Genomic DNA, 22,996 nt, shown 5'->3' with positions numbered 1-22,996 from the left:
TATCCATGTAACTGGTATATCTATAATTTTACCATATTATGTGTTGATTTTCTGTAAACATTAAAAAAGAACTGCCTTTCGGCAGTTCTTTTTAAGCATAATAACCGTATTATTTATTTTCTTGTTCCAGTAACGGGTTTTTGGTAGCAATTTTTTCGGCTGCTTCGTTCTGGAAGCTTTTTACGGCAGCCATTGCTTTATTCAGCGGCATCAGTGTACCTGCACCGCCCACACAGCCACCCGGGCAAGCCATACCTTCCATCAGGTAGCCATCGCGTTTGCCCGCTTTTGCAAGCATCAACATTTTAGCACAGTTTTTCAGCCCTTCGGCACGGTCTACTTGCATCTCCACATCGGGGTACATCTCTTTTACACATGCGGCAATGGCATCTGCAACACCACCTGCAACGCTGTAACCGCGTCCGGCAGCGGTGGCATCATCGAATTTTTCGACTTTCTCCATTTCGCCAAATTCAATGCCTTTTGCAACAAACATGCCCATCAGTTCTTCAAAAGTGATGACAAAATCCACATCACTGCGCACAGTCCTTCTCGAAGCTTCGAGCTTCTTTGCTGCACATGGGCCGATAAAAACAATTTTTGCATTGGGGCGGTCTTTTTTAATGATACGCGCAGTGGCAACCATTGGGGTAAGCGCATCCGATACATAAGGTGCAATTTCGGGGAATTTGTTCTTCGCCATCACCGACCACGAAGGGCAGCAAGAGGTTGCAAGAAACGGCTCTTCACCGCTGACAACCTTGTGCACATAATGCTTGGCCTCTTCTACCGCACCGATGTCTGCACCGATTGCAACTTCAACCACATCGGCGAAGCCAAGGCGTTTAATTGCCTCTTTTACCTTATCGGGGGTAGCAAGCGGGCCAAACTGCCCTACAAATGCAGGTGCAATGGCACCGATTACTTCGTCGCCTTCTTTGATTGCATGAATCAACTGGAATATTTGTGATTTATCTGCAATGGCACCAAACGGGCAGCTCACCAAACACATACCGCAAGATACGCATTTTTCGTAGTTGATTTTTGCTCTGCCAAGATGGTCACTTTCTATTGCATCCACACCGCAGGCGGCAGAACACGGGCGGTCATATCTTACAATCGCCTCGTAAGGGCAGGTTTCTTTGCATCGGCCGCATTTTACACATTTGGTTTTGTCGATAACCGATCTTCCGTTCACCATAGAAATTGCCTTGACAGGGCAAACCGAAATACACGGATGTGCAAGGCATCCGCGGCAGTTATTGGTGACAAGATAAGATGTTTCTTCGCATTTATTGCAGGCAAACGGTATTACGTTAATCAGTGGCGGGTCGTATACTTTTTTTGCAATGGCACTTTCTTCAACACCGCGTGAAATAGGCGCCGGATTATCGGCTGGGTACAGCGGTAAACCAATGGCAAGACGCAGGCGTTCTCCTACAATTGCACGTTCCACAAACACACTGTCACGGTAGGTGGGCACTTCTCCCGGTATAATTTTAAAAGGGATCTCGACAATTCTCGAATAGTCCCCACCTTCGTACGCCATTCGCGCAACCTCAGCAAAAACCTGTCTGCGTATTTTTGTAACAGGTGTATAAATTCCCCTCATATTGGTCTATCGTCCTTTCGCCGCAACCGGCCTAAAATTGGTTTTTTTTGCAGGGGCTTTGCTAATGCAATGCCCCTGCCTGAAAAAAAAATCAATCTTCCACAGCTAGATTGATTTTATGTCCTGCGATGCGAGTGCGATAATTTTTGCCATTACCGTTTCGCTGTCCGCTTTTTCAACCAACTCATCGTTTATTTTTACAAGCGGAGATTGCAACCCATGTTTTGCTTCGCCCAGACATTTGTTCATTTCGATTTGGATTTGCGTGTTAAACCGAAGCTGTACCTTGAGTTTTTTGAGGCTCTCAATCGACTCAATCAGGTCCATTGCGCCTTTCATTACACACTCGGTGCACACACACACTTCCACGTTCAGCTTTTTCATGGTAACAAGCTGTCCCCTTTCACACATATTAAGTTACGATACATAGACAACTATTCGTCATAAATTTAACAACACTAATGTTATTATAGTAAATTGCACAAAACAAGTCAACCTTTCACAGAAAAAACTCTGGTCTCAAAATTAGATAAAATTCTGCTAAAAACCACTTGAAAAAGCTTTTGAAACTATCGTTTTCCTATTGAAATAAAGCAGTTGGTGGTGTATAATAACATTGATATTTTTTTAACAATTCAGTGTTCCTTTATACTACTTGCAATTAAAAATACAGTATGTTTTAATTAGTTTGTGTAAAATACGGCTAAAAGCAAATGTTGTACAATACTACGCGCTGCTGCTTTCGCGGCACACTGTGACAGCAGTGTTTTAAAAAAGATTTAGAAGCTTTTTTAAATGCGAAATAGTATTCATTGCTTTAATTTGAAAGGATGCAGGCTTTATGGTTGAAGTAAGTGTATGCGTAGGCAGCTCGTGCCATATGCGCGGCTCATATCAGGTAATTAAAACTTTTACCGAACTTATCAAACGCAATCATCTTGAAGAAACTGTCAAACTGAAAGCTGCGTTTTGCATGGGGCACTGCCTAAACGGCATTGCCATTACAGTGGCAGGTGAACCTGTGGATAATGTAGGATTTGCCAATGCAGAACAGGTATTTTACGAAAAAATATACCCCTTGGTAAAAACCTCGGAGGAATACAATAAGTGATAACCGTAAAACGGCAGCTCGTATTATGCCGCCGTTTTTACAGTTAAATGGAGGTTGCTATGAGCGTCATCGAACTGAACCCCACGAACTGCCAAAATTGCTATAAATGCATCCGAGAGTGCCCCATCAAGGCAATTGCTTTTAAAGACGGACGCGCCAAAATAATAGATAAAGAGTGTATTTTGTGCGGTATTTGTGTACAGTGCTGCCCGCAAAATGCAAAATATATCCGCAACGACGTAGATGCTGTGAAAGCGTTGATTGAATCGGGCAAGCCGGTATACGCTTCGATTGCGCCTTCGTGGCAAGGCTGGTACGATACCGATGAGTTCGGTGCCATCAGCGATGCACTGAAAAAGCTGGGGTTTGCGGGTGTGGAAGAAACCGCAATTGGTGCAGCCGAAACATCGCGCGAATACGCTGAACTGATGAAAACAGGCTCGATGAAAAACATCATTGGTACGGCATGCTCTTCTGTGGTGATGCTGATTGAACGCAAATATCCGGAGCTGATTAAGGCGCTGTCACCTGTCTCTTCGCCTATGATGGCACATGCCCGCTTGATGCGCGAAACCTACGGCGATATTAAAGTGGTGTTTGTCGGGCCCTGCCTCTCTAAAAAAGATGAAGCTGCCGATCCGCTTGCAGGCGGCTTGGTAAATCAAGCGCTTACTTTTTCATCACTCGACCGCTGGCTCAGAGAAGAAAACATCACCCTCGGCACGATAGACCAAGATGCACTTGGTGTTAAAAACAGAAAGTCACGTCTGTATCCCAAACCGCGAGGCATCCTCGCTACCATCCCATCGGAGCAATTCGGCAAGTACCGGCCTATGGCAGTAGACGGTATTTTTCGTTGTATTGAGTTGTTTGATGCCATGAAAAACGGCGAGTTGGAAAACGTATTTGTCGAGGCAAATATTTGTGCGGGCAGCTGCCTCGGCGGCCCGATTATGAGGATGGGCGGAAAGCGCTCTATGCTGCTGGAAGAACGTATTACCGACCGCCCCCTCAGCCATGATGACATCTGTGCGCCCACTGCGGCAACACAGTTTCCTCATCCGCGTGTGTTCGCAAACCGTGCAGACAAAGCTCCCATTCCCAGCGAGGAGGACATCAAAAAAATTCTTGCCCGCATCGGCAAATATACCCCCGAGCAAGAACTCAACTGCGGCAGCTGCGGATACCCCAACTGCCGTGCCAAGGCAATTGCGGTGTATCAGGGCAAAGCGGATATTAATATGTGCTTGCCTTTCTTCCGTGAGCGAGCCGAAAATATGAGCAACATGGTAATGGAACATTCCCCCAACGCAATCATTGCTTTTGACCACGAACTGCTAGTGCAAGAGCTCAACCCCAATGCCGAGGAAATGTTCCGCGTTTCACGTGCAGAGATTATGAATATGCCCATACCGGAGTTTTACGGCGAAACTGCTTTTGATGAAGCCAAAAAAACCGGCAAGGCGGTAAGCAAAAAGGCGCGGTTATTCAGTAACAACCACTCTGTGGAAGAAACTTATATTTATATACGAGAACATAATATGTATTTGGCATTTGTAAAGGATATTTCGGATGAAGAGAAGCGGCAGAATGAGCTTGCGCAATTGCGCGCCCATACCATTGATACCGCACAGCAGGTAATCGATAAGCAGATGCGTGTGGCACAAGAGATTGCAAGCCTGTTGGGTGAAACCACCGCCGAAACCAAAGTTGCCCTCACCAACTTAAAACGTTCCATGAGCGGCGAAGCAGGCAATACCCCCAGATAATATCTGTAAAACCTGCCTGTATATTGGTTAAATTACAGTCTTTATGAAATTGGAGAAGCGATACATGGATTTATTTATAGACGCTGCTTATGAAAGTTTAAACCATTACGGCGAAGAACTATGCGGCGATAAGGTGGAGTTTATACGCAACGACCATGGTTTTATCGTTGTGCTGGCAGACGGGTTGGGCAGCGGCGTAAAAGCAAATATTTTGTCTACCCTTACCAGCAAGATTATTGCCACCATGCTGGGCAGCGGTGCCCGTTTAAAAGATGCAGTAGAAACCATTGCCAGTACCTTGCCTGTATGCAGCGAGCGCGGCATTGCATACTCCACTTTTACTATCATTAACATCAGCAATAACGGACATGTTCGTATTGCAGAGTTCGATAACCCCAGCCTGGTTTATTTTAAGGGAGATACAATGACTCATATCAGCCGTACCGAGCAAGAAATCGGCGGCAAAATTGTATACATCAGCGATTTTTATGCCAATATCGGCGATACGCTGATTACCTTTTCGGACGGTGTCGTGCATGCGGGAGTAGGCGCACTGCTCGATCTCGGCTGGCAGTACGATAATATCGTAAAATACATTGAAGAAAATTTCACCCCCGATATGGCTCCCATCGTTGTATGCCGCAAGCTGCTCAGCGCGGTAAACACACTGTACATGGGCAAACCGGGCGACGACTCTACTGTATGCACCCTTCGCTTTAAACCAAGCCGCCCTGCTTATGTAATGGTAGGGCCCCCAATGAACCCCGAATTGGATAAAGTGGTTGTTGACAAGCTGATGTTTTCGGGCGGTTTAAAGGTAGTATGCGGTGGTACCACCTCTCAAATCGTCAGCCGTGTAACAGGCAGAGAACTGGAGGTGATGCTGGACTACGAAAACCCCGCTATTCCCCCCACTGCGCACATTCCCGGCATCGACCTTGTTACCGAAGGGGTGCTTACACTCGGTAAATGTCTGGACATCATTAAAAATATGAACGAAGCGGACAGCGAAAGTTGGGATATGTACTCGCTTAACAAAAAAGACGGTGCATCTGAACTGACAAAGCTGCTGCTGCAAGACAGCACCGAGGTGCACTTTTTGGTGGGGCGTGCGCTCAACCCCGCACACCAAAACCCCGGAATGCCTGTTTCGCTCGGGTTAAAGCTCAACCTCATCAAAGAGCTTGCCGCAGAGCTTGAAAAAACAGGCAAAAAAACCGTAGTGGAGTATTTTTAAAGAACACTTTGCACAAAAGGCTTCGTTAACAGGCAGCACCTGTAAAATACCATTTGTTATTTTTTTATATATAACTACCATTGGTTGTATCGTTTTGCAACAAAATGCGAGCGTTGCCCTACTAGGACAACGCTCGCATTTTTTCATAGGACGATACGTTGGTTTTAGTACCCTCGCCTGTAGTTTATGGTTCAACATAAGGCGGTTTTTATCCTATAATACCCGCTCACGGTTGTTCTTCGCCCGTGGGCAAACCTTCATACAAATGCCGCACACCGCACCGCGCCCAATGTGCTTGTACTTATCCTTCATGTGCCGGCTGCATTTTTCGGGGTTAAAAATCTCTTTGCGCTCGGTACCCACGTGCCATTCTCCGCCGAGTATTGCGCCCGAAGGGCACGCATCCACACACAACCTGCATGCGCCACACAACGACACCGGTTCAGCCTGCTCTGTTTCAAACACACAATCGGTAAAGATGGTGCCCAAGCGGACACGCGCACCGTACTGCCTGTGTAAAAACAACGAGCTTTTACCGATGGTGCCAAGCCCCGCCAAACATGCCGCTTTTTTATGAGAGTATCGTCCATCGTAGTTCCACCCGTCTTTATTGATGGATTGTGAAGCGGCAACCGTGATGTAGCGATATCCCGCATGGTCAAGAAACAACCCTGTTTTTAAAAGCATTTGGTCAAGAAAAGCATTGACGCTGCGGTAATGGTTAAAGTAGGTGTGGGTGGGCTCTGTGGTAATTTCCTCCACAATCGCATCCGAAAGCTTTACCACCAGGCTAACAAAATACCCGCACCCGCCCATAAAATCACAAGGCTCATCGGCAGCATGCCCAAAGCCCACATCGGATACTCCCTGTTCCAGTAAATATTGTTTTAACTCCTTTTGTAAGCTCATAGTGCCAAGCCCCCCTTTTTATTTGACTAGAATAGCACAATTTGATTTTGAATACAAGAAAGGAGCCTCAAACCGATTGAGACTCCTTTTTCTATTATGATTTCGCGTTGCCCTGTCACCTGCGGAAATAATCCACCGCACCACGGAACATGCCGTTGTCTTTTTCACCATCCACGTTGAGGTATAAACTGTCTGCCCAACGCTCGGAATGTGCCATCTTGCCAAACACTCTGCCATCGGGCGAGGTAATGCCCTCTATCGCAGCCGCAGAGCCGTTGGGGTTAAAGCGAATATCCATGGTGGGGTTACCGCCCAGGTCGACATACTGCGTTGCAATCTGCCCGTTCACCGCAAGCTGTTCAATCAACTCGGCTCCTGCTACAAACCGCCCCTCGCCGTGCGAAACAGCCGTTGTATGCACGTCGCCCACCTTGCTGTACATCAGCCACGGCGATTTATTGCTGGCAATACGGGTACGCACCAACATACTTTGGTGGCGACCGATGACATTATAGGTAAGTGTGGGGCTGTCGGCGGCAGCATCTACAATTTCGCCGTAGGGCACCAACCCAAGCTTGATCAGTGCCTGAAAGCCATTGCAGATACCGCACATCAAGCCATCGCGTACTTTCAGCAGTTCGTGAACATTTTCGGTAATGCGCGGGTTGCGGAAAAATGCAGTGATAAACTTGCCCGAACCATCCGGCTCGTCGCCGCCACTGAATCCGCCCGGAATGGCAATGATGTTTGATTGCGTAATCTTTTCTGCAAACGCCGCGACCGAGGCTTCAATCTCTGCGGAGGATAAGTTGCGGATAATAAAGATATCAGCTTTCGCACCCGCCTTTTCAAAGGCTTTGGCAGTGTCGTACTCGCAGTTGGTACCGGGGAACACAGGGATAAGCACACGCGGAACTGCTGTTTTGACAGCGGGTGACCTGTGCTCTTTGGCTTGATACGCATAGGCAGGTACCGTTATTTTAGGGGTGGGTATATCGTTGCAGGGGAAAACACGCTCCAGTTTTTGCTCCCACTTGTGCTGCAATTCAAACAAATCGAGCGTTTCTTCTTCCAGTTTTATTTCATAGCCTTCTATAGTAGTGCCAAGCAGCGTTGCATCATCCAGTGGTTCCTCGGCTTCGAGCACAAACGAACCGTAGCAGGGTGTAAACAAAATATCCGCAGGTGCATTTGTTAGGTCTGCCCCGATGCGGTTACCCAACGCCATTTTGAAAATGCCTTCTGCAACCGCACCATAGCCGCTTGCCCATGCAGAGAGCACTTTTTTCTCTTTAATGAGGCTCTCAACGCGGTCAAACACGGCTTTTACACTTTCAAAGTCAGGCAGGCCGTTTTCATCGTACTGTGGTGCGAGATAATAAAGTTTGCTGCCCGCTTTTTTAAACTCGGGGCTGATGACATTGGCTGTTTTACTCGCGCTCACCGCAAACGATACAAGCGTAGGCGGAACGTCGAGGTTTTCAAAACTGCCGGACATCGAATCTTTGCCGCCAATTGCCGCACAGTGCAGTTGTAACTGCGCCTCCAGCGCGCCGAGCAACGCCGCAAAGGGTTTCCCCCATCTTATCCGGTCGTTACCGGTTCGACCAAAATATTCTTGAAAAGTCAGCCAGCATTTGTGGTAAGAGCCGCCTGCCGCTACCAGTTTTGCTATACTTTCCACCACGGCAAGCAGTGCGCCATGGTAGGGGCTTTGCTCACTGAGGTAAGGGTTGTAACCCCACGCCATCATCGAGCAAGTGGTGGTTTCGCCTTGCAGCAGCGGTATCTTGGCAGCCATCACCTGTGTGGGCGTGAGCTGATAACGTCCGCCATAGGGCATCAGCACCGTGTTAGCACCTATGGTGGAGTCAAAGCGCTCTACCAAACCTTTTTGTGACGCAATGTTTAGGTTGCAAACCGCCTGTTCAAAGCGTCGAGCAAGGCTTTTATCGGTAGAACGTTCGCCACATAAAGCGGTTAAAACGGGTGACTTCCGTTCGTCTATTTTTACATTGGTGAATTTTTTCGCACCGTTCGAGTTTAAAAACTCACGCGACACATCGACAATGGTTTTACCGTTCCAGTTCATAATCAGGCGCGGTTCGGCAGTTACCTTTGCAACCACGACCGCATCAAGGTTTTCTTTGCGTGCTTCGTCGATAAAAGTTTCGGCATCGCTTGCCTCTACCACAACCGCCATGCGCTCCTGCGATTCGCTGATGGCAAGCTCGGTGCCGTCCAGTCCATCATACTTTTTTGGTACCGCATCGAGGTTGATTATCAAACCATCTGCCAGCTCGCCCACTGCAACCGAAACACCGCCCGCACCAAAGTCGTTGCAGCGTTTGATCAGTTTTGTCACGTCGGGGTTGCGGAACAACCTTTGCAATTTGCGTTCTTCGGGTGCATTGCCCTTTTGCACCTCAGCACCGCATGTCTCCAAAGAATCGAGTGTGTGCGTTTTGGAAGAACCCGTTGCGCCGCCGCAGCCGTCGCGCCCCGTTTTGCCGCCCAGCAGAATAACCACATCCCCTGCCTGCGGACGCTCACGCCGTATATTTTTGGCAGGTGCAGCGCCTACCACAGCACCAATTTCCATACGCTTTGCCGCATAACCGGGGTGGTATATTTCTGCCACATGCCCTGTCGCCAACCCAATTTGGTTGCCGTAGCTGCTGTAGCCCGCAGCCGCCGTGGTGGTAAGCTTGCGCTGCGGCAGCTTGCCCTGCATGGTTTGCGAAATAGGTACGGTAGGGTCTGCAGCACCGGTAACGCGCATTGCCTGGTACACATAGCTACGCCCCGATAGCGGATCGCGTATCGCGCCGCCCAAACAGGTAGCCGCACCGCCGAACGGCTCAATTTCGGTGGGGTGGTTGTGGGTTTCGTTCTTGAACATCAAGAGCCACGGTTCGTTTACTCCGTCCACATCCACATCAATCCGAACCGAGCAGGCGTTAATTTCCTCGCTTTCATCAAGGTCATTCAAATACCCCTGCTGTTTCAGTGCCTTGGCGCCAATCACCGCTAAATCCATGAGTGTAACGGGCTTGTCTTTGCCTGCGTACAAAGTTTCGCGGCATTTCAGATATTTTTTAAAGGTTGAGAGAATGTATTCTGGTTCAATTTCAACACAGCGGATATTGGTAGAAAATGTGGTGTGTCGGCAGTGGTCAGACCAATAGGTATCGATCATACGGATTTCTGTGATAGTAGGGTCACGGCGCTCGGTATCTCGAAAGTACCCCTGCAAAAACTTGATGTCGTCCAAATCCATCGCCAAACCATAATCGTCAACAAAACAATTTAGTTCATGCTCATTGTAAGCAATAAAACCACCCAGTGTCTGTACATCGGTTGGGATTTTACAGGTAGTTTCCAGCGTTGCTTCTTCTGCGAGCGACGCCTCGCGGCTTTCAACAGGGTTAATCACGAACGCTTTTATACGTGCAAAATCTTCATCCGAAATCTTGCCTGCCAAAATAAAAACCCGGGCAGTTTTTACAATCGGCCGTTCCCCCTGTGTCATAATCTGGATACACTGGGCACAGGAATCGGCTCGTTGGTCAAACTGTCCGGGCAAATATTGCACTGCAAAAATACGGTTTGGTGCGTTCGTTTCAGGTATGAAGTCATACAATAGATCAACCTGCGGTTCGGCAAAGATGGTGTTTTTGGCGCGCTCAAACTGCTGATGTTCCAAGTGCTCTACATCGTAGCGGTTGAGCAGCCGCACACCGGTTACACTTTCAACCCCCAACACGGTACGGATATCGGATCGTACCGATTGGGCTTCCACGGCAAACTCACTTTTTTTCTCGACATAAACTCGATAGACTGCCATAATGACCTCCTAATTTTATACTCTTTGTATATTATGGGGATCCCCCGTCGGTTAAGCTAGGGTATTCAGGGGTTAATCTGCCAGTTTTCCAATGCAACAGTCTCCGCTGACTGAGACAAGTTTTACATTGTGCAGCTGCCCGCGGATGTCTGTATCGGCAAGCACGCGCACAGGGATGTAATTTTTGGTATAGCCCTCGGTACCAAGCGCTGTCTCGGTGGTTTCAAAAAGCACTTGCTCTGTTTTGCCAACTTGTGTTTGCAAAAATGCACGGCGCACCTCTTCCATCTCGCGCGAAAGTGCGGCACAGCGTACTTCTTTTACCGCTTTGGTAACTTGATTTGGCATGGTTGCGGCACGGGTACCCTCGCGTACCGAATACGGGAACACGTGTACTTTGGCAAAACCAACGTCCTTTGCAAATTGGATGCACTGTGCAAATTCTTCGTCTGTTTCGCCGGGGAAGCCCACAACAATATCCGTAGTCATAGCAGCATTATCAAAAGCAGCACGCAGCTTTTGTACAATTTCTTTGTATTCTGCACCGGTATAGTGGCGGTTCATGCGTTTTAAGGTTGCGTCGCAGCCGCTTTGCAGCGACAGATGAAACTGTGGGCAAAACTTGGGCTGTGCCGCCATTCGGGCAATATCATCGTCGGTAAGCAGCTCGGGCTCAAGCGAACCAAGGCGAACCCGTTCTATACCGTTCACCGCGCAGGCAAGCTCAATGGCGTCAATCAGGCGCAGCTTGCCGCCAGTCTCTTTGCCGTAAGACGGCAAGTTGATGCCCACAAGAACAACCTCTTTGTAGCCCGATTTTGCCAGCCCCGCCAGTTCTTCTTCCAGTTCTGCCAACGGTTTGCTGCGCACAGGGCCGCGCGCCATAGGGATGATGCAATATGAGCAGTAGCGGTCGCATCCGTCTTGTATCTTTATAAAAGCGCGAGTGCGGTCGAGGAATTTGCTTGCTTTCATGCTCTCAAACTTTTCGCCGCGCTCATGCGCGGTAATATCAATCACACGCTCGCCTGTTGCCAAATATTTTTGGATATTGGTAAGCAGACTGGCGCGGTTATAAGAGCCGGTAATCACATCGGCCTCGGGTATTTTTTCTGCCGCATCGGGGAACGCTTGCGGAAAGCAACCGGTAAGTGCCGCAACCGCCTGCGGGTTTGCACGTTTAAAACGGCGCAGTGCCTGCCTTGTTTTTTTGTCGCCCGACGAGGTGACCGTGCAGGAGTTGATGACGAATACATCCGCCGCAGTATCGGGCGATACTATATCAAACCCGTTGTCATAAAAAATTTGCTCTAAAATTTGTGTTTCGTACTGGTTTACCTTGCAGCCCAGCGTATAAAAAGCGGCTCTCATATTCGCCCTCCGTAATTTGTTCTGTTAAAGGCTGCCGCACCGTTTGATATCATTCGACACAACTTGCACAACGAAATTAAAAATTTGTACAAAAAAGCCTTTTTCTCATCTACTATTATAATAAATTTCTAGGATTATTACAATTAGCAGTTGACTTAAAAACCCCTGACTGATATATTGTAATTATGGTAATTATCCTTATAAATCATACATAGAAATGGAGGATTGCTGTTATGAAAGAAGTTACAATTCTTCTGAACACAATCAACGACGTCAAAATTTTTGTAAACACGGTTTCCAAGTACGATTTCGATGTAGACTTGGTTTCGGGCAGATATGCAATCGACGCGAAGTCAATCATGGGTATTTTTAGCCTTGATTTATCGAAGCCGATTAAAATGCAGGTTTACAGCGACAACTGCGATGCATTTATGGACGAGATTAAACCTTTCATTGCCAAGTAACCGAATAAACAAAAACAAATAGCTGGGTGGCATTTTTTATAATGCTGTCCAGCTATCCTGCATGAAAGCACATTTTTTGCTCCCTTGTCTGCATACACTAGTAGCAACATGTGAACGAATGGGAGTGCTTTTATGTCTATAATCGGTAAACGTACCCTTGCACTGTTTTTGGCATTTTTGCTGTGCATTTTAGGCGCACAGCCTGTATTCGCCGAAGAGGCGAAGCTGGACGTTTCGCTCCCTGTGGAGCCAAGCAACCTAGCGATGAATGTAAAATCGGCCATTTTGGTCGAACAGACTACCGGGCAGGTGTTGTACGAAAAAAATCCCGACGAACTGATGCCCCCCGCATCCATTACAAAAATAATGACGCTCTTGCTTGTGATGGAAGCGCTGGAAGCGGGCAAACTAAAGATGGAAGATATGGTAAGCTGCTCGGAGCATGCTGCTTCTATGGGCGGCAGCCAAATCTGGCTGGAACCGAATGAACAAATGAGCGTACATGAACTGCTCAAAGCGGCAGCAATATCTTCGGCAAACGATGCTTCGGTACTGCTGGGTGAGGCAGTTGCAGGCAGCGAAGAAGGCTTCGTTGGCATGATGAACAACCGCGCCAAAGAACTCGGGATGAAAAATACCACATTTCACAACGCTTGCGGGTTAGATAACAAAGGGCATTTGACTACCGCCCGCGACATTGCTATTATGTCTGCAGAGCTGTTGAAACATGAAAAAATTAAAGAATATTCTACCGTTTGGATGGATTCGCTGCGCGGCGGTAAAACGCAGTTGGTAAACACCAACAAGCTTGTTCGCTTTTATGATGGCGCAACGGGATTAAAAACCGGTACAACCGACGGTGCAGGCAGCTGCCTTTCTGCCTCGGCACAGCGGGGCGGGCTTTCGCTGGTTGCAGTAGTATTGGGTGCACCTACGAGCAACGACCGTTTTGCAGGTGCCCGTAAATTGCTCGATTACGGCTTTGCCAACTATGCTATGGCAACCCCACCGAGCATTGATGAGCAACTTACCCCGGTAAAGGTTTTACATGGTACCAAACCCGAGGTTGCCGTGCAGTATGACCCGCCTAAGGCGATCGTGGTGAAGCAGGGCGATGAACAAAAGCTGGAACAGCGCGTGAGCATGGTGCCGGATGTAGTTGCTCCGATTGAGAAGGGGCAGATACTGGGTAAAGTAGTAATTTCGCTCGACAGCAACCCGATTACAGAATACCCGCTAAAAGCTGCCCATGCGGTTGAAAAGATGACTTTCCGTAACGGCGTGAAAACATTGTTTGGTTCTTTGATAAAATTAAAATAAAATGAACTTTTTGTGAAAACTGCATAAATTGACAAGATATTCGAACAAGATACTTGCAAATAATGCTGTAATATTGTAGAATAAAGACATAGAAAACTGGAGGAATTTTAAATGCCATTAAAATTAAACGCCAACTATATTAAGGGCTTTTTAACAGAGGCTGAAATCAATGCAATTTACCCCGAGATTAAGGCTGCACATAAAACCTTGCATGAAGGTACCGGCAAGGGGAACGACTTTTTGGGTTGGCTCAACCTCCCTACCGACTACGATAAAGAAGAGTTTTGCAGAATTAAAGCTGCTGCTGCAAAAATTAAAAAAGACAGCGACATTTTAATCGTCATCGGTATTGGCGGAAGCTACCTCGGTGCAAGAGCTGCCATCGAATTGCTCCGTTCTCCTTTCTATAACAACCTCAAAAAAGATACACCAGATATCTTCTTTGCGGGCAACAACATCAATCCTACTTATTTAAACGAAATCCTCTCGATTTGCGAGGGCAAAGATATTTCTATCAACGTTATTTCAAAATCGGGCACCACGACAGAACCCGCTTTGGCATTCCGTATCTTCCGTGAACTGCTTGAGAAAAAATACGGTGTTGACGGTGCAAAAGGCAGAATTTACTGTACCACCGACAAAGCCCGCGGAACACTCAAACAGCTTTGCAATGAACAAGGGTACGAAACCTTTGGCATCCCCGATGATGTAGGCGGAAGATTCTCGGTACTTACTGCGGTTGGTTTATTACCCATTGCTGTTGCAGGCATTGACATTGACGCCATTATGAATGGTGCGGCAACGGCCCAGAAAGAACTTGACAACGATGATGTTTCTTCCAACGATTGCTACCGCTACGCGGCCATTCGCAACTGTTTGTATCGCAAAGGCAAAGCCATAGAAATGCTGGTGAGCTACGAACCTGCTTTTACTATGATGGCAGAATGGTTCAAACAACTGTTTGGCGAGAGCGAGGGCAAAGAAAATAAAGGTTTGTTCCCCTCCTCTGCAACTTTTTCTACCGACCTCCACTCCATGGGTCAATACATCCAACAGGGTGAGCGTATTTTAATCGAAACCGTGATGGATATTAAAAAACCAAAATCCGATTTATACATTGATAATGATGCAGCCAACGCAGACGGGCTCAACTTCCTTTCTGGGCAGAATATGTCCGTTGTAAACAGAAAGGCGCTGGAAGGCACCATCTTAGCACACACAGAGGGCGGTGTTCCCAACATCGTGCTTGAGCTTCCCGAAATCAACGAACACGAGTTTGGCTATATGGTTTACTTCTTTGAAAAAGCATGTGCCATCTCGGGTTACACATTGAACGTAAACCCATTCGATCAGCCGGGCGTTGAGAGTTACAAAAAGAATATGTTTGCTTTGCTTGGCAAACCGGGTTATGAGGATATGAAGGCTGAATTGGAAGCAAAATTAAAATAGGCAACACACAACATTCGCCGCAGGGCGATACCAAATATAATAAAAACTGGGAGGAATAAAACATGATTAAGCTCATCGTGGGTAACAAAGGCTCCGGCAAAACAAAAACACTCATCAATCAGATTAATGCCGCCGTTAAAACAACCACCGGTAATATCGTATGCGTTGAGAAAGGTCTTAAAATGACATACAATATCGATCATGCTGTCAGATTGATTGATATCGAAGATTATAAGGTTGAGGGCTACAAGGCGTTTTATGGTTTCCTCGCAGGTATTTTTGCAGGCAACTATGATATTTCTGAAATCTTTGTAGATGGCACGCTGAAAATAGGCGGCAAAAATTACGAAGAGTTTGCTGCTTTTATAGAAGATTTGAATGCACTTGTTGAGGTAAGCAAAGCATCGATCATCTTTACAGTATCTTGCGACGCTGCAGAACTTCCCGAAAGCGTTAAAAAGTATATCGTATAATAAAGCAAATCACTAAAACAACTTACAAATGATAGCGTAAAAACGAGGATGGCTAGCCATCCTCGTTTTTGTTTGCCTGTTCACCTGAGGCAACATAAATTTCCTCGGTAATCTGCTGTGCGGTTTGCAACTGTTCAATTGCATCTGTCACCCTATTGAACAATACGGTATACATTTTTTCATAATCCGGCATCTTTTTCCCTCCAATTTAAATGTTATACATGCAATTTTACATAATATATTATGTAAAGTCAATACATCATATATGTTGTACGTATAATTTTATTGGAGTGATATATTTATGAAAACATATATAGAAATAATTAGGGAATTGCGTGAGGATAATGATTTAAAGCAGGAAGCTATTGCAAAAATATTGGGAACATCGCAACAGATGTATTCCCGTTACGAAAAGGGACTAAACGAAATGCCTATTCGCCATCTCATTATGCTTTGTAAGTTTTATAATGTGAGCGCTGATTATATTCTTGGGCTAAAACAGGATAAGAACTAAAACGAAGGTGTTTGGATGTATAAAAATAAAGCCGTCGACGGTAGAAATAATATCTGTGGTAAAAATGTAGCGCGAATACGTAAGAGTTTAAACCCAAAAGTGTCACAGCGAATGCTTGCTGATCAACTGCAAATTCAAGGGCTTGATGTTGACAAAAATGCAATTCAAAGAATCGAAAACGGAGAACGCTTTGTCACCGATATTGAATTGGTAGCACTTGCAAATATACTAAATGTTTCTCTTGAGCTACTTACAAATGCAAAGCATTGACCTTTGGCTGCAATAATGATTTACAGTAAAGCGTGGTGTAAAGCATGAAAATGTATTTTGAGGTGCTCAGAGAATTACGCGAAGATAACGACTTAAAACAAGAAGCAATAGCTAAAGTTCTAGGAACCACACAGGAAGTTTATTCGCGGTACGAAAATGGAATTAACGAATTGCCAATTTGCCATTTGGTTACCCTTTGCAAATTTTATAATGTGAGTGCTGATTATATTCTTGGACTAAAACAGGATAAGAACTAAAAACGGCTGTGATTGATTCATCACAGCCGTTTTGCATTTATATATTTTTGTTCCCTTCGGCAGGGCCGTCTGGGCTATCCAGGTCTTTTACCTTATAGCACAATGTCATCAGGCTATCGCCGAGGTGAACATTTTCTACCGCTACATGTGGATGATTCATATTGATATCATAATGCGAATAATTCCAAAAGCCACGCACGCCAAGTTCTACCAGCTTATCGGCAATGCGCTGTGCCGCTTCTCGGGGAGTACATAAAATAGCAACATCGGGTTTATTTTTTATGCAGAAATCTTCCATCTCGTCCATATCCATAACGGCTATATCACGAACAACGTCACCAACGACCTTCTCGTTGCTGTCAAACAAACCAATCAGTTCATAGCCTCTGCCATCAAACGTCATATGGTTTGCAACTGCTCTGCCAAGGTTACCCACACCGATAAGGATGGTTTTATAATTCTGATCCAACCCAAGAATATGGCCGATTTCGCCGTACAGTGCCTCGACGTTGTAACCATAGCCCTGTTGGCCAAATCCGCCAAAGCAGTTTAAATCCTGCCTGATCTGCGACGCGGTAAGCCCCATGCGGGAAGAAAGCTCGCGCGAGGAGATTCTATGTATGCCATTTTTCAAAAGTTCGCCAAGAAAACGGTAATATCTCGGCAGTCGCCTGATAACTGAGATAGATACCTGTTTGCTCATTGCATTCACCTTTTCCAACTTATTTACAGAGTCTCAATCGTGCTCATAACATAATTACCGAATTCTTCGCAGGTAGCCCCGGTATCGCGCCCGGTAATGGCCAGTTTTTTCTCCTCATACATGCAAATATCCAAAGCTCTTTCCAGTTTGTTTGCCTCGGTTTGGTGATCGATGTGCGAAAGCAGCATAACCGCCGCGCGCAGCATTGAACAAGGGTCTGCAAAGCAGCCTCTTCCCTCGTCCATCATTCTGGGTGCCGAACCGTGAATTGCTTCAAACATTGCATAACGCTTGCCAAGGTTTGCACTGCCCGCGGTACCTACACCACCCTGCATCTCTGCGGCTTCATCTGTAATAATATCGCCGTACAGGTTTGGCAGTACCATAACCTGAAAATCTTTTCTGCGCTTGGGGTCAATCAATTTGGCAGTCATAATATCAATGTACCAGTCATCGGTTGTGATGTCGGGGTACTCTTTTGCTATATTTTGGCACAGTTTTAAAAATTTGCCGTCGGTTGTTTTTACAATGTTTGCTTTTGTTACGATAGAAACACGTTTTTTGCCGTTTTTCTTTGCGTAATCGTAAGCAAGGCGAGCTATTCTTTCGGTGCCTTCGGTGGTGGTTACCGTAAAGTCAAACGCAAGCTCATCATCCACATTGGTACCGCAAGAGCCAAGTGTATAGGCACCCTCGGTGTTTTCGCGGAAGAATGTCCAATCAATGCCCTCCGAAGGCACTTTTACCGGACGCACGTTTGCAAATAAATCAAGCTCTTTTCGCATTGCAACGTTGGCACTCTCAATATTCGGCCATGGGTCGCCCGCACGCGGTGTGGTTGTAGGGCCTTTTAGGATAACATGGCACTCTTTGAGTTCTGCCAGCACATCATCGGGGATTGCCTTCATGCATGCAACACGGTTCTCGATGGTGAGGCCATCGATTTCGCGGAACTCTATTTTGCCTGCTTTTACTTCATCTGCCAGCAGATAACGCAAAACACGCTCCGCCTCGTGGGTAATAACCGGCCCAATACCGTCGCCGCCACATACGCCAATGATAATCTTATCCAGTTTTGAGTAATCCACAAAATCTTTTACTGCTTTCATGCGCTCAACTCTGGCAAGCTGCGCTTCAACCAAAGCGGCAAAGTGTGCCGCCGCAGCCTGTACTTTTTGTTCCATACTGACACCCCTGTTCTGTGTTGGTTATTCTGTATTACAATCAGTTCTTATATTAAACTATTGTTAAATCATTGTCAACGAAAAAACGCATTACACAATAATGCTATCGTGCAGTTTACGCTACAAGTGCTGCAAGATAACCTGCCACTACAGAAAGCACTACAAGCACAACAACATATGCGGCAATTGTTTTGGGTTTAAAAACACGGCTGAGCAGTACCACTTCGGGTATCGATATTGCCATTGCCCCCAGTGCAAACGCCAAGGTTGCCGAACGATTGATGGGCAGCAAAAGTTGTAGCAAAGGCAATATGGCAAACACATCTGCATGAATGGGTGCACCCACGATGCCTGCAAGCAACGGGGATAACACATTGTTTTGGCCGATCACTGTATTGAGTGTTTCTATGGGTACAAAGCTGATGACAGCACTGGACAGCGCAACACTCAGCACCATATAAACCCATGTTTGGCGCAAGATATGTGTGACATTATCTACACAATAGCCCACCCGTGTTTTTGGCTCATGATGGCAGCACTCGGTATGAATATGGCAGTTTTCATCATGGCAATGGTGGCCATGATGGTGACCTGCTTCGTAGCTTATGATATTTTCTTTACCGGCAAACGGACGAATAAGAATAGAAGTAAGCACTGCGATTAACAGCGATACGGCGATATAGATTCCACCAAACTGCACACCCATAGTGGAAAACATAGCAACTACCGTGCCCACATTGAGCAAAGCTGCGGATGTTAAATAGCAAAGAGCTACTTGAACCGGTACCCCCATCGAAATCAGCCCCATCACCACAGGGATGATGGTACAGCTGCAAAACGGAGAAACCACACCCAGAGCCAATGCAAGCAGATAACCCCATACACTGCCCAATGCCGAGAGCTTTTTTTGCAAGCGGTCAAAAGGGATATAGGTTTGCAGTAACGACACTGCAAACATGACTACGATCAAAATCAAAAACAAGTTGATGGTATCAGCCATAAAGTGCAGCAAAAATTCTGTCCACTCATGCGGTAAGCCCATCGATTCAAAAAATGCTTCCAGCATGCTGTCCAAAGCGGATTCATGCTGATGTAAAAGGGTTAATTCAAGTTTCATACAATATCTTCCTTCTTGCGGCAATGCCGCGGGCTTTTCGGGCAATGGCCACCCCGTTACACTGCATTTGCGCGCCGGAGAAAACTGCCTTACGTACAATATTTTTTTGTATTGATGATACGGCGAAGTTTATGCTTTAATGGTAAACAATTCATCCTGCCCAATACCAATTTTTCGCAGCATATCCAATGCGTAGTCCAAATCACACGTATCTTCTGGTTGGTGGCAATCGCTGCCCAAAGAAAATTTCACTCCGGCAACGTGTGCCTTTCGTATCAAATCCTCATCCGGGCAATGCCACAGGCCGCTAATTTCTATTGCAACTGTATATTTTTTGCAAAGTTTTACAACTTCATCCTGCCAGTCCGAGAGGTACTTTTGCCCCATCAAGGTATCGTAAAAGGGGTGCACCGTGCAATGCCCCAAAATATCCACTCTTTGGCATCTAAAATCAAATTCCAGTATCTGCAAAATTTGTTCGAGATAATGTTTTGCTTCATCGGCTGTAAAACTGCGGTTATAAGGCGGCGCACCCGCATCGCCTGCGCGGGCACAAAAATAGGGCCCCAGTTCCAACTTCTCTCCATTTAAGTCTTGCACAGAATGCACGCTTGCAATCACATAGTCCACACGTTCATCCAGTTTGTGCGGCAAAGTAAAATTTTCACCGAGGTTTGCCTCTACACCATGCAGTACGTTATAGCGGTCAAGCTCATCCAAATAGTGTTCTACATCGCGTAAAGTCAGCATTTTACAGCAGAAGATATGGTCTGAAATGCCCAGCCCATAGCCTTTTTTCTCTGCCGCATCCAGCAACTGCTGTGGGGTTTTTGTCCCGTCCGACAGCACGGTATGTGTATGTAGGTCGAAATACTTCATTGTATCATCCTTTGTGGGAAATCCCGTTTGTATTTATTTGCATATCCTACAAATTCAATAGATTTGATTGATAAATGCTTTAAATTTTATTATAGCACAAAATTGCAAAGAGCAAAATAAAGATCAGAGCATAAATATGTTCTGATCTTAAAAATTACTGTTTCGGAGGCTCTTCTTTGTTAGGCGCTGCTTTTTTCTCTGCATCCAAGAATTTTTTCAGCAACTCGGTTCTGCCGGACACTGCCTGCTCTATATTATAATCAATAAAATTAATATCCTTTTTCTCGGTCAACCCATCGGGGTCAGAAAGATCGGTGCGTACCGTACGCAGCCCAAACTGCTGTACCAGCGTTTTTTGAAAATCTTCGCCGCTTACATAATCCACAAACTGCTGTGCCATCTCTTTGTGTGCTGCTCCTTCTACAATCGCACTTACCTCCAGTGCAGCGGTGGTTCCCTCTTTGGGGTAGGCAATGCCAATCAAATTCTCATACCCGGCATCAAGATATTTTTTTACACTGCTCTCAAGCGTTATACCAGCAGCGAACTCACCCTCGGCTACTTTTGCGTAAACATCCGAAATACCATCGAGCATCTTGCCGTCAAGATTCAGCGCAAGCTTTTCGATATATTCAGGTCCTGTCTCTTTTGTCTGCGCCATAACACACAGTGCGGTGTAGGAGGTGCCCGATTTTTCGGGGTTTGCAAAAGCCACCCAGCCGTTGTAGCTGCTGTTTATCAGTGTTGCCCAACCCTCGGGTGCTCTTGTGGTCTGTTCTTTGTTGTACATCAGCACAATGGGCATGGGAGTAAGCGGTGTAAAAAGCTTGTTTTTGCTTGCAAATTTACTGTCAATAAAACTGCTCTCGGTTGATTCATAGGCAGAAAACAGCGTTTTAAACTGATGCACAACCTCTGCTCCTGCACCAAACAGTACATCTGCCTTGGGTGTATCTTTTTCTGTGTTCAGCTGCTGAATTAGGGCATCGGCGCTGTCACACACCACTTCGGTTTTTATGCCTGTTTTCTCCTCAAATCCTGCAACGGCAGCATCCAGCAGCTCTTGCGGCAACGGCGAATAAATAGTAAGCACATCGTTTATCGGTGCTTTTTCGGGCATATCTACCGGTACTTCTTCTTCCTTATTCTTTCCGCAGCTTGAAAGCCCCAGTACCAGCAACATCGCCAAAGCGGCGCACAACAATTTTTTCACGTTATAAGCTCCCCGTTTCAAATAAGTTGGTGCATATTCGGTAAGTATGTTACCTTAAATCACCAAATATTTTAGCATATAACGGGACAAAAAACCACTTATATTTCCAACATTTTTACAAAAGCAGCAGTTTACTTGTATTCAATGCAAAATTAATATAGAATTGTATGAAATATATGCTGCGCTGAAAAGGGGGTGCACTTTTCTGAGTTACGCTATCACGGTAGGTACACAGGTTTTCATCATGTTTTTGCTGATGGTTGTGGGGTATGTTGTATATAAGGGGCATTTATTTGATGATGAGGGCGCACGGCAGATTTCGGTTTTTCTGCTAAAAATCGTCACTCCTGTTACCATTGTTGTATCTTATCAGCGCGAGTTTGATTCAAATCTCGCGGGAATGCTTGCGATTTCTTTTCCTCTGGCAGTTTTGTGCCATCTTCTGCCCATTGGCGCAGGGCACTTGCTGTATCGCAGCCATGTTGCCGATTACCGCGATAAAAGGATGAGCCTTGTATTTTCGAACAACGGTTTTATGGCTCTGCCTTTGCTGCAAACTTTGCTGGGCAGTGTCGGTGTGTTCTTGGGTTCGGCACATATCGTGGTTGCCACTATTTTGATTTGGACATACGGGCAGTATACTCTCACGGGCGATAAACGCAGCATTTCGCTTAAAATGATTTTTTTGAACCCGGGCACCCTTGCCGTTATCGTTGGGGTTGTTCTGTTTGTATCTCCGGTCAAACTTCCCCTCCCTGTTTTTGAAACGCTCAAATATATTTCTGCACTCAACACACCGCTGGCTATGATACTCTGCGGCATTTTTGTAGCGCAAGCAAATATTTTGTCTGTTTTTAAGGACCGCTCTGTATATGCAATGGCTCTACTAAAGCTTGTAGTGGTACCCATTGCTGTGCTGTTACTGCTGCGCTTTATCCCTGTTGCCACTGAAATACGCGTTGCACTTATGATTGCAGTTTCATGCCCCTCTGCCACTTCTGTTGTGATGTTTGCAAACAACTATAAAACCAACTACATCTACTGTGCAAAAGTTGTTTCGGCAACCACCTTGCTTTCGGTTCTTACTCTGCCGTTCATACTGGCTCTTACTCAAATAGCTTGGTAGGATTTTCTACCAATTGTACAGTTACGCAGCAAAGTTTGGCTCTTGTTTTATGCATGTTTTTATTTTACAGTTTACAACACACTCTTACCCTCTCACCATATTGCGCGTTATTTACACTAATCATTGATAATTATTCTGTTTAATTGGATAGGTTGAACAAAATCAGGTGAA

22 protein-coding genes are annotated in these 22,996 nt (G+C 46.0%); 11 read left to right on the top strand and 11 right to left on the bottom strand.

Annotated elements, in window-relative coordinates; genetic code table 11:
- Positions 1 to 109: 109 nt before the first annotated feature.
- Both EDD70_RS01170 and EDD70_RS01165 read right to left on the bottom strand, forming a co-directional pair.
- Positions 110 to 1,612 carry a 4Fe-4S dicluster domain-containing protein gene (locus EDD70_RS01170; protein WP_092753825.1) on the bottom strand — a complete coding sequence of 501 codons (1,503 nt, stop codon included), beginning with the start codon at positions 1,610 to 1,612 and terminating at the stop codon, positions 110 to 112.
- Positions 1,613 to 1,717: 105 nt separating this feature from the next.
- The gene (locus tag EDD70_RS01165; protein WP_162840869.1) at positions 1,718 to 1,996 is read right to left on the bottom strand and encodes an NAD(P)H-dependent oxidoreductase subunit E; all 279 of its coding nucleotides are present in this window, start codon (positions 1,994 to 1,996) and stop codon (positions 1,718 to 1,720) included.
- 457 nt (positions 1,997 to 2,453) lie between these two features.
- Between EDD70_RS01165 and EDD70_RS01160 the strand changes: the two genes are divergently transcribed.
- From EDD70_RS01160 to EDD70_RS01150, 3 genes are all read left to right on the top strand, one after another.
- Positions 2,454 to 2,723, top strand: a complete 270-nt coding sequence (locus tag EDD70_RS01160) for a (2Fe-2S) ferredoxin domain-containing protein (RefSeq protein WP_092753829.1) — start codon at positions 2,454 to 2,456, stop codon at positions 2,721 to 2,723.
- A 59-nt stretch (positions 2,724 to 2,782) separates the two neighbouring features.
- On the top strand, positions 2,783 to 4,492 hold the full coding sequence (locus EDD70_RS01155; RefSeq protein WP_162840870.1) for a [Fe-Fe] hydrogenase large subunit C-terminal domain-containing protein: 1,710 nt from the start codon (positions 2,783 to 2,785) through the stop codon (positions 4,490 to 4,492).
- Between the two features lie 64 nt (positions 4,493 to 4,556).
- Positions 4,557 to 5,729 (top strand): SpoIIE family protein phosphatase, encoded by a 1,173-nt coding sequence (locus EDD70_RS01150; protein ID WP_092753833.1) that lies wholly within the window; start codon positions 4,557 to 4,559, stop codon positions 5,727 to 5,729.
- A 213-nt stretch (positions 5,730 to 5,942) separates the two neighbouring features.
- Here EDD70_RS01150 and EDD70_RS01145 read toward each other — a convergent pair whose 3' ends face one another.
- The 3 genes from EDD70_RS01145 to mtaB all read right to left on the bottom strand — a co-directional run bounded on the left by EDD70_RS01145 (position 5,943) and on the right by mtaB (position 11,856).
- On the bottom strand, positions 5,943 to 6,638 hold the full coding sequence (locus tag EDD70_RS01145) for a 4Fe-4S double cluster binding domain-containing protein (RefSeq protein WP_092753835.1): 696 nt from the start codon (positions 6,636 to 6,638) through the stop codon (positions 5,943 to 5,945).
- 115 nt (positions 6,639 to 6,753) lie between these two features.
- Complete coding sequence (locus tag EDD70_RS01140) at positions 6,754 to 10,485, bottom strand: phosphoribosylformylglycinamidine synthase (RefSeq protein WP_092753837.1); 3,732 nt, start codon at positions 10,483 to 10,485, stop codon at positions 6,754 to 6,756.
- 72 nt (positions 10,486 to 10,557) lie between these two features.
- Positions 10,558 to 11,856: a tRNA (N(6)-L-threonylcarbamoyladenosine(37)-C(2))-methylthiotransferase MtaB gene (gene mtaB, locus EDD70_RS01135; RefSeq protein WP_092753839.1), complete on the bottom strand. Its 1,299-nt coding sequence runs from the start codon at positions 11,854 to 11,856 to the stop codon at positions 10,558 to 10,560.
- 233 nt (positions 11,857 to 12,089) lie between these two features.
- Here mtaB and EDD70_RS01130 point away from each other — a divergent pair, with 233 nt between their 5' ends.
- The 4 genes from EDD70_RS01130 (at position 12,090) to EDD70_RS01115 (ending at position 15,562) form a co-directional block, all read left to right on the top strand.
- Positions 12,090 to 12,320: an HPr family phosphocarrier protein gene (locus EDD70_RS01130; protein WP_092753841.1), complete on the top strand. Its 231-nt coding sequence runs from the start codon at positions 12,090 to 12,092 to the stop codon at positions 12,318 to 12,320.
- A 132-nt stretch (positions 12,321 to 12,452) separates the two neighbouring features.
- Positions 12,453 to 13,640 (top strand): D-alanyl-D-alanine carboxypeptidase family protein, encoded by a 1,188-nt coding sequence (locus EDD70_RS01125; protein WP_242943109.1) that lies wholly within the window; start codon positions 12,453 to 12,455, stop codon positions 13,638 to 13,640.
- 111 nt (positions 13,641 to 13,751) lie between these two features.
- Positions 13,752 to 15,089 carry a glucose-6-phosphate isomerase gene (locus EDD70_RS01120; RefSeq protein ID WP_092753843.1) on the top strand — a complete coding sequence of 446 codons (1,338 nt, stop codon included), beginning with the start codon at positions 13,752 to 13,754 and terminating at the stop codon, positions 15,087 to 15,089.
- A gap of 62 nt (positions 15,090 to 15,151) precedes the next feature.
- Positions 15,152 to 15,562 carry a hypothetical protein gene (locus EDD70_RS01115; RefSeq protein WP_092753845.1) on the top strand — a complete coding sequence of 137 codons (411 nt, stop codon included), beginning with the start codon at positions 15,152 to 15,154 and terminating at the stop codon, positions 15,560 to 15,562.
- A gap of 52 nt (positions 15,563 to 15,614) precedes the next feature.
- Here EDD70_RS01115 and EDD70_RS14845 read toward each other — a convergent pair whose 3' ends face one another.
- On the bottom strand, positions 15,615 to 15,755 hold the full coding sequence (locus EDD70_RS14845) for a hypothetical protein (protein WP_162840871.1): 141 nt from the start codon (positions 15,753 to 15,755) through the stop codon (positions 15,615 to 15,617).
- A gap of 108 nt (positions 15,756 to 15,863) precedes the next feature.
- Here EDD70_RS14845 and EDD70_RS01110 point away from each other — a divergent pair, with 108 nt between their 5' ends.
- Genes EDD70_RS01110 through EDD70_RS01100 form a run of 3 tightly spaced genes read left to right on the top strand, consistent with a single transcriptional unit; the run spans position 15,864 to position 16,603 of the window.
- Entirely contained in the window at positions 15,864 to 16,076 is a 213-nt protein-coding gene (locus EDD70_RS01110) for a helix-turn-helix domain-containing protein (protein WP_092753847.1), read from the top strand.
- Positions 16,077 to 16,091: 15 nt separating this feature from the next.
- Complete coding sequence (locus EDD70_RS01105; RefSeq protein WP_092753849.1) at positions 16,092 to 16,346, top strand: helix-turn-helix domain-containing protein; 255 nt, start codon at positions 16,092 to 16,094, stop codon at positions 16,344 to 16,346.
- 44 nt (positions 16,347 to 16,390) lie between these two features.
- Positions 16,391 to 16,603 carry a helix-turn-helix domain-containing protein gene (locus EDD70_RS01100; RefSeq protein WP_092753851.1) on the top strand — a complete coding sequence of 71 codons (213 nt, stop codon included), beginning with the start codon at positions 16,391 to 16,393 and terminating at the stop codon, positions 16,601 to 16,603.
- 37 nt (positions 16,604 to 16,640) lie between these two features.
- On the opposite strand, the gene EDD70_RS01095 is transcribed toward EDD70_RS01100, so the two are convergent.
- From EDD70_RS01095 to EDD70_RS01075, 5 genes are all read right to left on the bottom strand, one after another.
- The gene (locus EDD70_RS01095; protein ID WP_092753853.1) at positions 16,641 to 17,306 is read right to left on the bottom strand and encodes a redox-sensing transcriptional repressor Rex; all 666 of its coding nucleotides are present in this window, start codon (positions 17,304 to 17,306) and stop codon (positions 16,641 to 16,643) included.
- Positions 17,307 to 17,329: 23 nt separating this feature from the next.
- Positions 17,330 to 18,490, bottom strand: coding sequence for an isocitrate/isopropylmalate family dehydrogenase (locus EDD70_RS01090; RefSeq protein WP_092753855.1), 1,161 nt, complete (start codon positions 18,488 to 18,490; stop codon positions 17,330 to 17,332).
- Positions 18,491 to 18,605: 115 nt separating this feature from the next.
- Entirely contained in the window at positions 18,606 to 19,607 is a 1,002-nt protein-coding gene (locus EDD70_RS01085; RefSeq protein ID WP_092753857.1) for a permease, read from the bottom strand.
- A gap of 129 nt (positions 19,608 to 19,736) precedes the next feature.
- Positions 19,737 to 20,486 carry a PHP domain-containing protein gene (locus tag EDD70_RS01080; RefSeq protein WP_092753859.1) on the bottom strand — a complete coding sequence of 250 codons (750 nt, stop codon included), beginning with the start codon at positions 20,484 to 20,486 and terminating at the stop codon, positions 19,737 to 19,739.
- Positions 20,487 to 20,640: 154 nt separating this feature from the next.
- The gene (locus EDD70_RS01075) at positions 20,641 to 21,699 is read right to left on the bottom strand and encodes an extracellular solute-binding protein (RefSeq protein WP_092753861.1); all 1,059 of its coding nucleotides are present in this window, start codon (positions 21,697 to 21,699) and stop codon (positions 20,641 to 20,643) included.
- A gap of 163 nt (positions 21,700 to 21,862) precedes the next feature.
- Here EDD70_RS01075 and EDD70_RS01070 point away from each other — a divergent pair, with 163 nt between their 5' ends.
- Positions 21,863 to 22,825 (top strand): AEC family transporter, encoded by a 963-nt coding sequence (locus tag EDD70_RS01070; RefSeq protein WP_278320592.1) that lies wholly within the window; start codon positions 21,863 to 21,865, stop codon positions 22,823 to 22,825.
- Positions 22,826 to 22,996 lie beyond the last annotated feature (171 nt).

Source organism: Hydrogenoanaerobacterium saccharovorans, assembly GCF_003814745.1.
GTDB lineage: Bacteria > Bacillota > Clostridia > Oscillospirales > Ruminococcaceae > Hydrogenoanaerobacterium > Hydrogenoanaerobacterium saccharovorans.
Note: the sequence above shows the minus strand (reverse complement) of the source record. Positions and strands in the feature narration are given on the sequence as shown.

What these genes read in the sequence shown, in the direction of transcription:
- EDD70_RS01155 (WP_162840870.1), top strand. Translation starts at nt 2,783, where the DNA reads ATGAGCGTCATCGAACTGAACCCCACGAACTGCCAAAATTGCTATAAA.
- EDD70_RS01115 (WP_092753845.1), top strand. Translation starts at nt 15,152, where the DNA reads ATGATTAAGCTCATCGTGGGTAACAAAGGCTCCGGCAAAACAAAAACA.
- EDD70_RS01100 (WP_092753851.1), top strand. Translation starts at nt 16,391, where the DNA reads ATGAAAATGTATTTTGAGGTGCTCAGAGAATTACGCGAAGATAACGAC.
- EDD70_RS01095 (WP_092753853.1), bottom strand. Translation starts at nt 17,306, where the DNA reads ATGAGCAAACAGGTATCTATCTCAGTTATCAGGCGACTGCCGAGATAT.
- EDD70_RS01125 (WP_242943109.1), top strand. Translation starts at nt 12,453, where the DNA reads ATGTCTATAATCGGTAAACGTACCCTTGCACTGTTTTTGGCATTTTTG.
- EDD70_RS01110 (WP_092753847.1), top strand. Translation starts at nt 15,864, where the DNA reads ATGAAAACATATATAGAAATAATTAGGGAATTGCGTGAGGATAATGAT.
- EDD70_RS01160 (WP_092753829.1), top strand. Translation starts at nt 2,454, where the DNA reads ATGGTTGAAGTAAGTGTATGCGTAGGCAGCTCGTGCCATATGCGCGGC.
- EDD70_RS01090 (WP_092753855.1), bottom strand. Translation starts at nt 18,490, where the DNA reads ATGGAACAAAAAGTACAGGCTGCGGCGGCACACTTTGCCGCTTTGGTT.
- EDD70_RS01170 (WP_092753825.1), bottom strand. Translation starts at nt 1,612, where the DNA reads ATGAGGGGAATTTATACACCTGTTACAAAAATACGCAGACAGGTTTTT.
- EDD70_RS14845 (WP_162840871.1), bottom strand. Translation starts at nt 15,755, where the DNA reads ATGCCGGATTATGAAAAAATGTATACCGTATTGTTCAATAGGGTGACA.
- EDD70_RS01145 (WP_092753835.1), bottom strand. Translation starts at nt 6,638, where the DNA reads ATGAGCTTACAAAAGGAGTTAAAACAATATTTACTGGAACAGGGAGTA.
- EDD70_RS01080 (WP_092753859.1), bottom strand. Translation starts at nt 20,486, where the DNA reads ATGAAGTATTTCGACCTACATACACATACCGTGCTGTCGGACGGGACA.
- EDD70_RS01105 (WP_092753849.1), top strand. Translation starts at nt 16,092, where the DNA reads ATGTATAAAAATAAAGCCGTCGACGGTAGAAATAATATCTGTGGTAAA.
- EDD70_RS01165 (WP_162840869.1), bottom strand. Translation starts at nt 1,996, where the DNA reads ATGAAAAAGCTGAACGTGGAAGTGTGTGTGTGCACCGAGTGTGTAATG.
- EDD70_RS01130 (WP_092753841.1), top strand. Translation starts at nt 12,090, where the DNA reads ATGAAAGAAGTTACAATTCTTCTGAACACAATCAACGACGTCAAAATT.
- EDD70_RS01085 (WP_092753857.1), bottom strand. Translation starts at nt 19,607, where the DNA reads ATGAAACTTGAATTAACCCTTTTACATCAGCATGAATCCGCTTTGGAC.
- EDD70_RS01140 (WP_092753837.1), bottom strand. Translation starts at nt 10,485, where the DNA reads ATGGCAGTCTATCGAGTTTATGTCGAGAAAAAAAGTGAGTTTGCCGTG.
- EDD70_RS01150 (WP_092753833.1), top strand. Translation starts at nt 4,557, where the DNA reads ATGGATTTATTTATAGACGCTGCTTATGAAAGTTTAAACCATTACGGC.
- mtaB (WP_092753839.1), bottom strand. Translation starts at nt 11,856, where the DNA reads ATGAGAGCCGCTTTTTATACGCTGGGCTGCAAGGTAAACCAGTACGAA.
- EDD70_RS01120 (WP_092753843.1), top strand. Translation starts at nt 13,752, where the DNA reads ATGCCATTAAAATTAAACGCCAACTATATTAAGGGCTTTTTAACAGAG.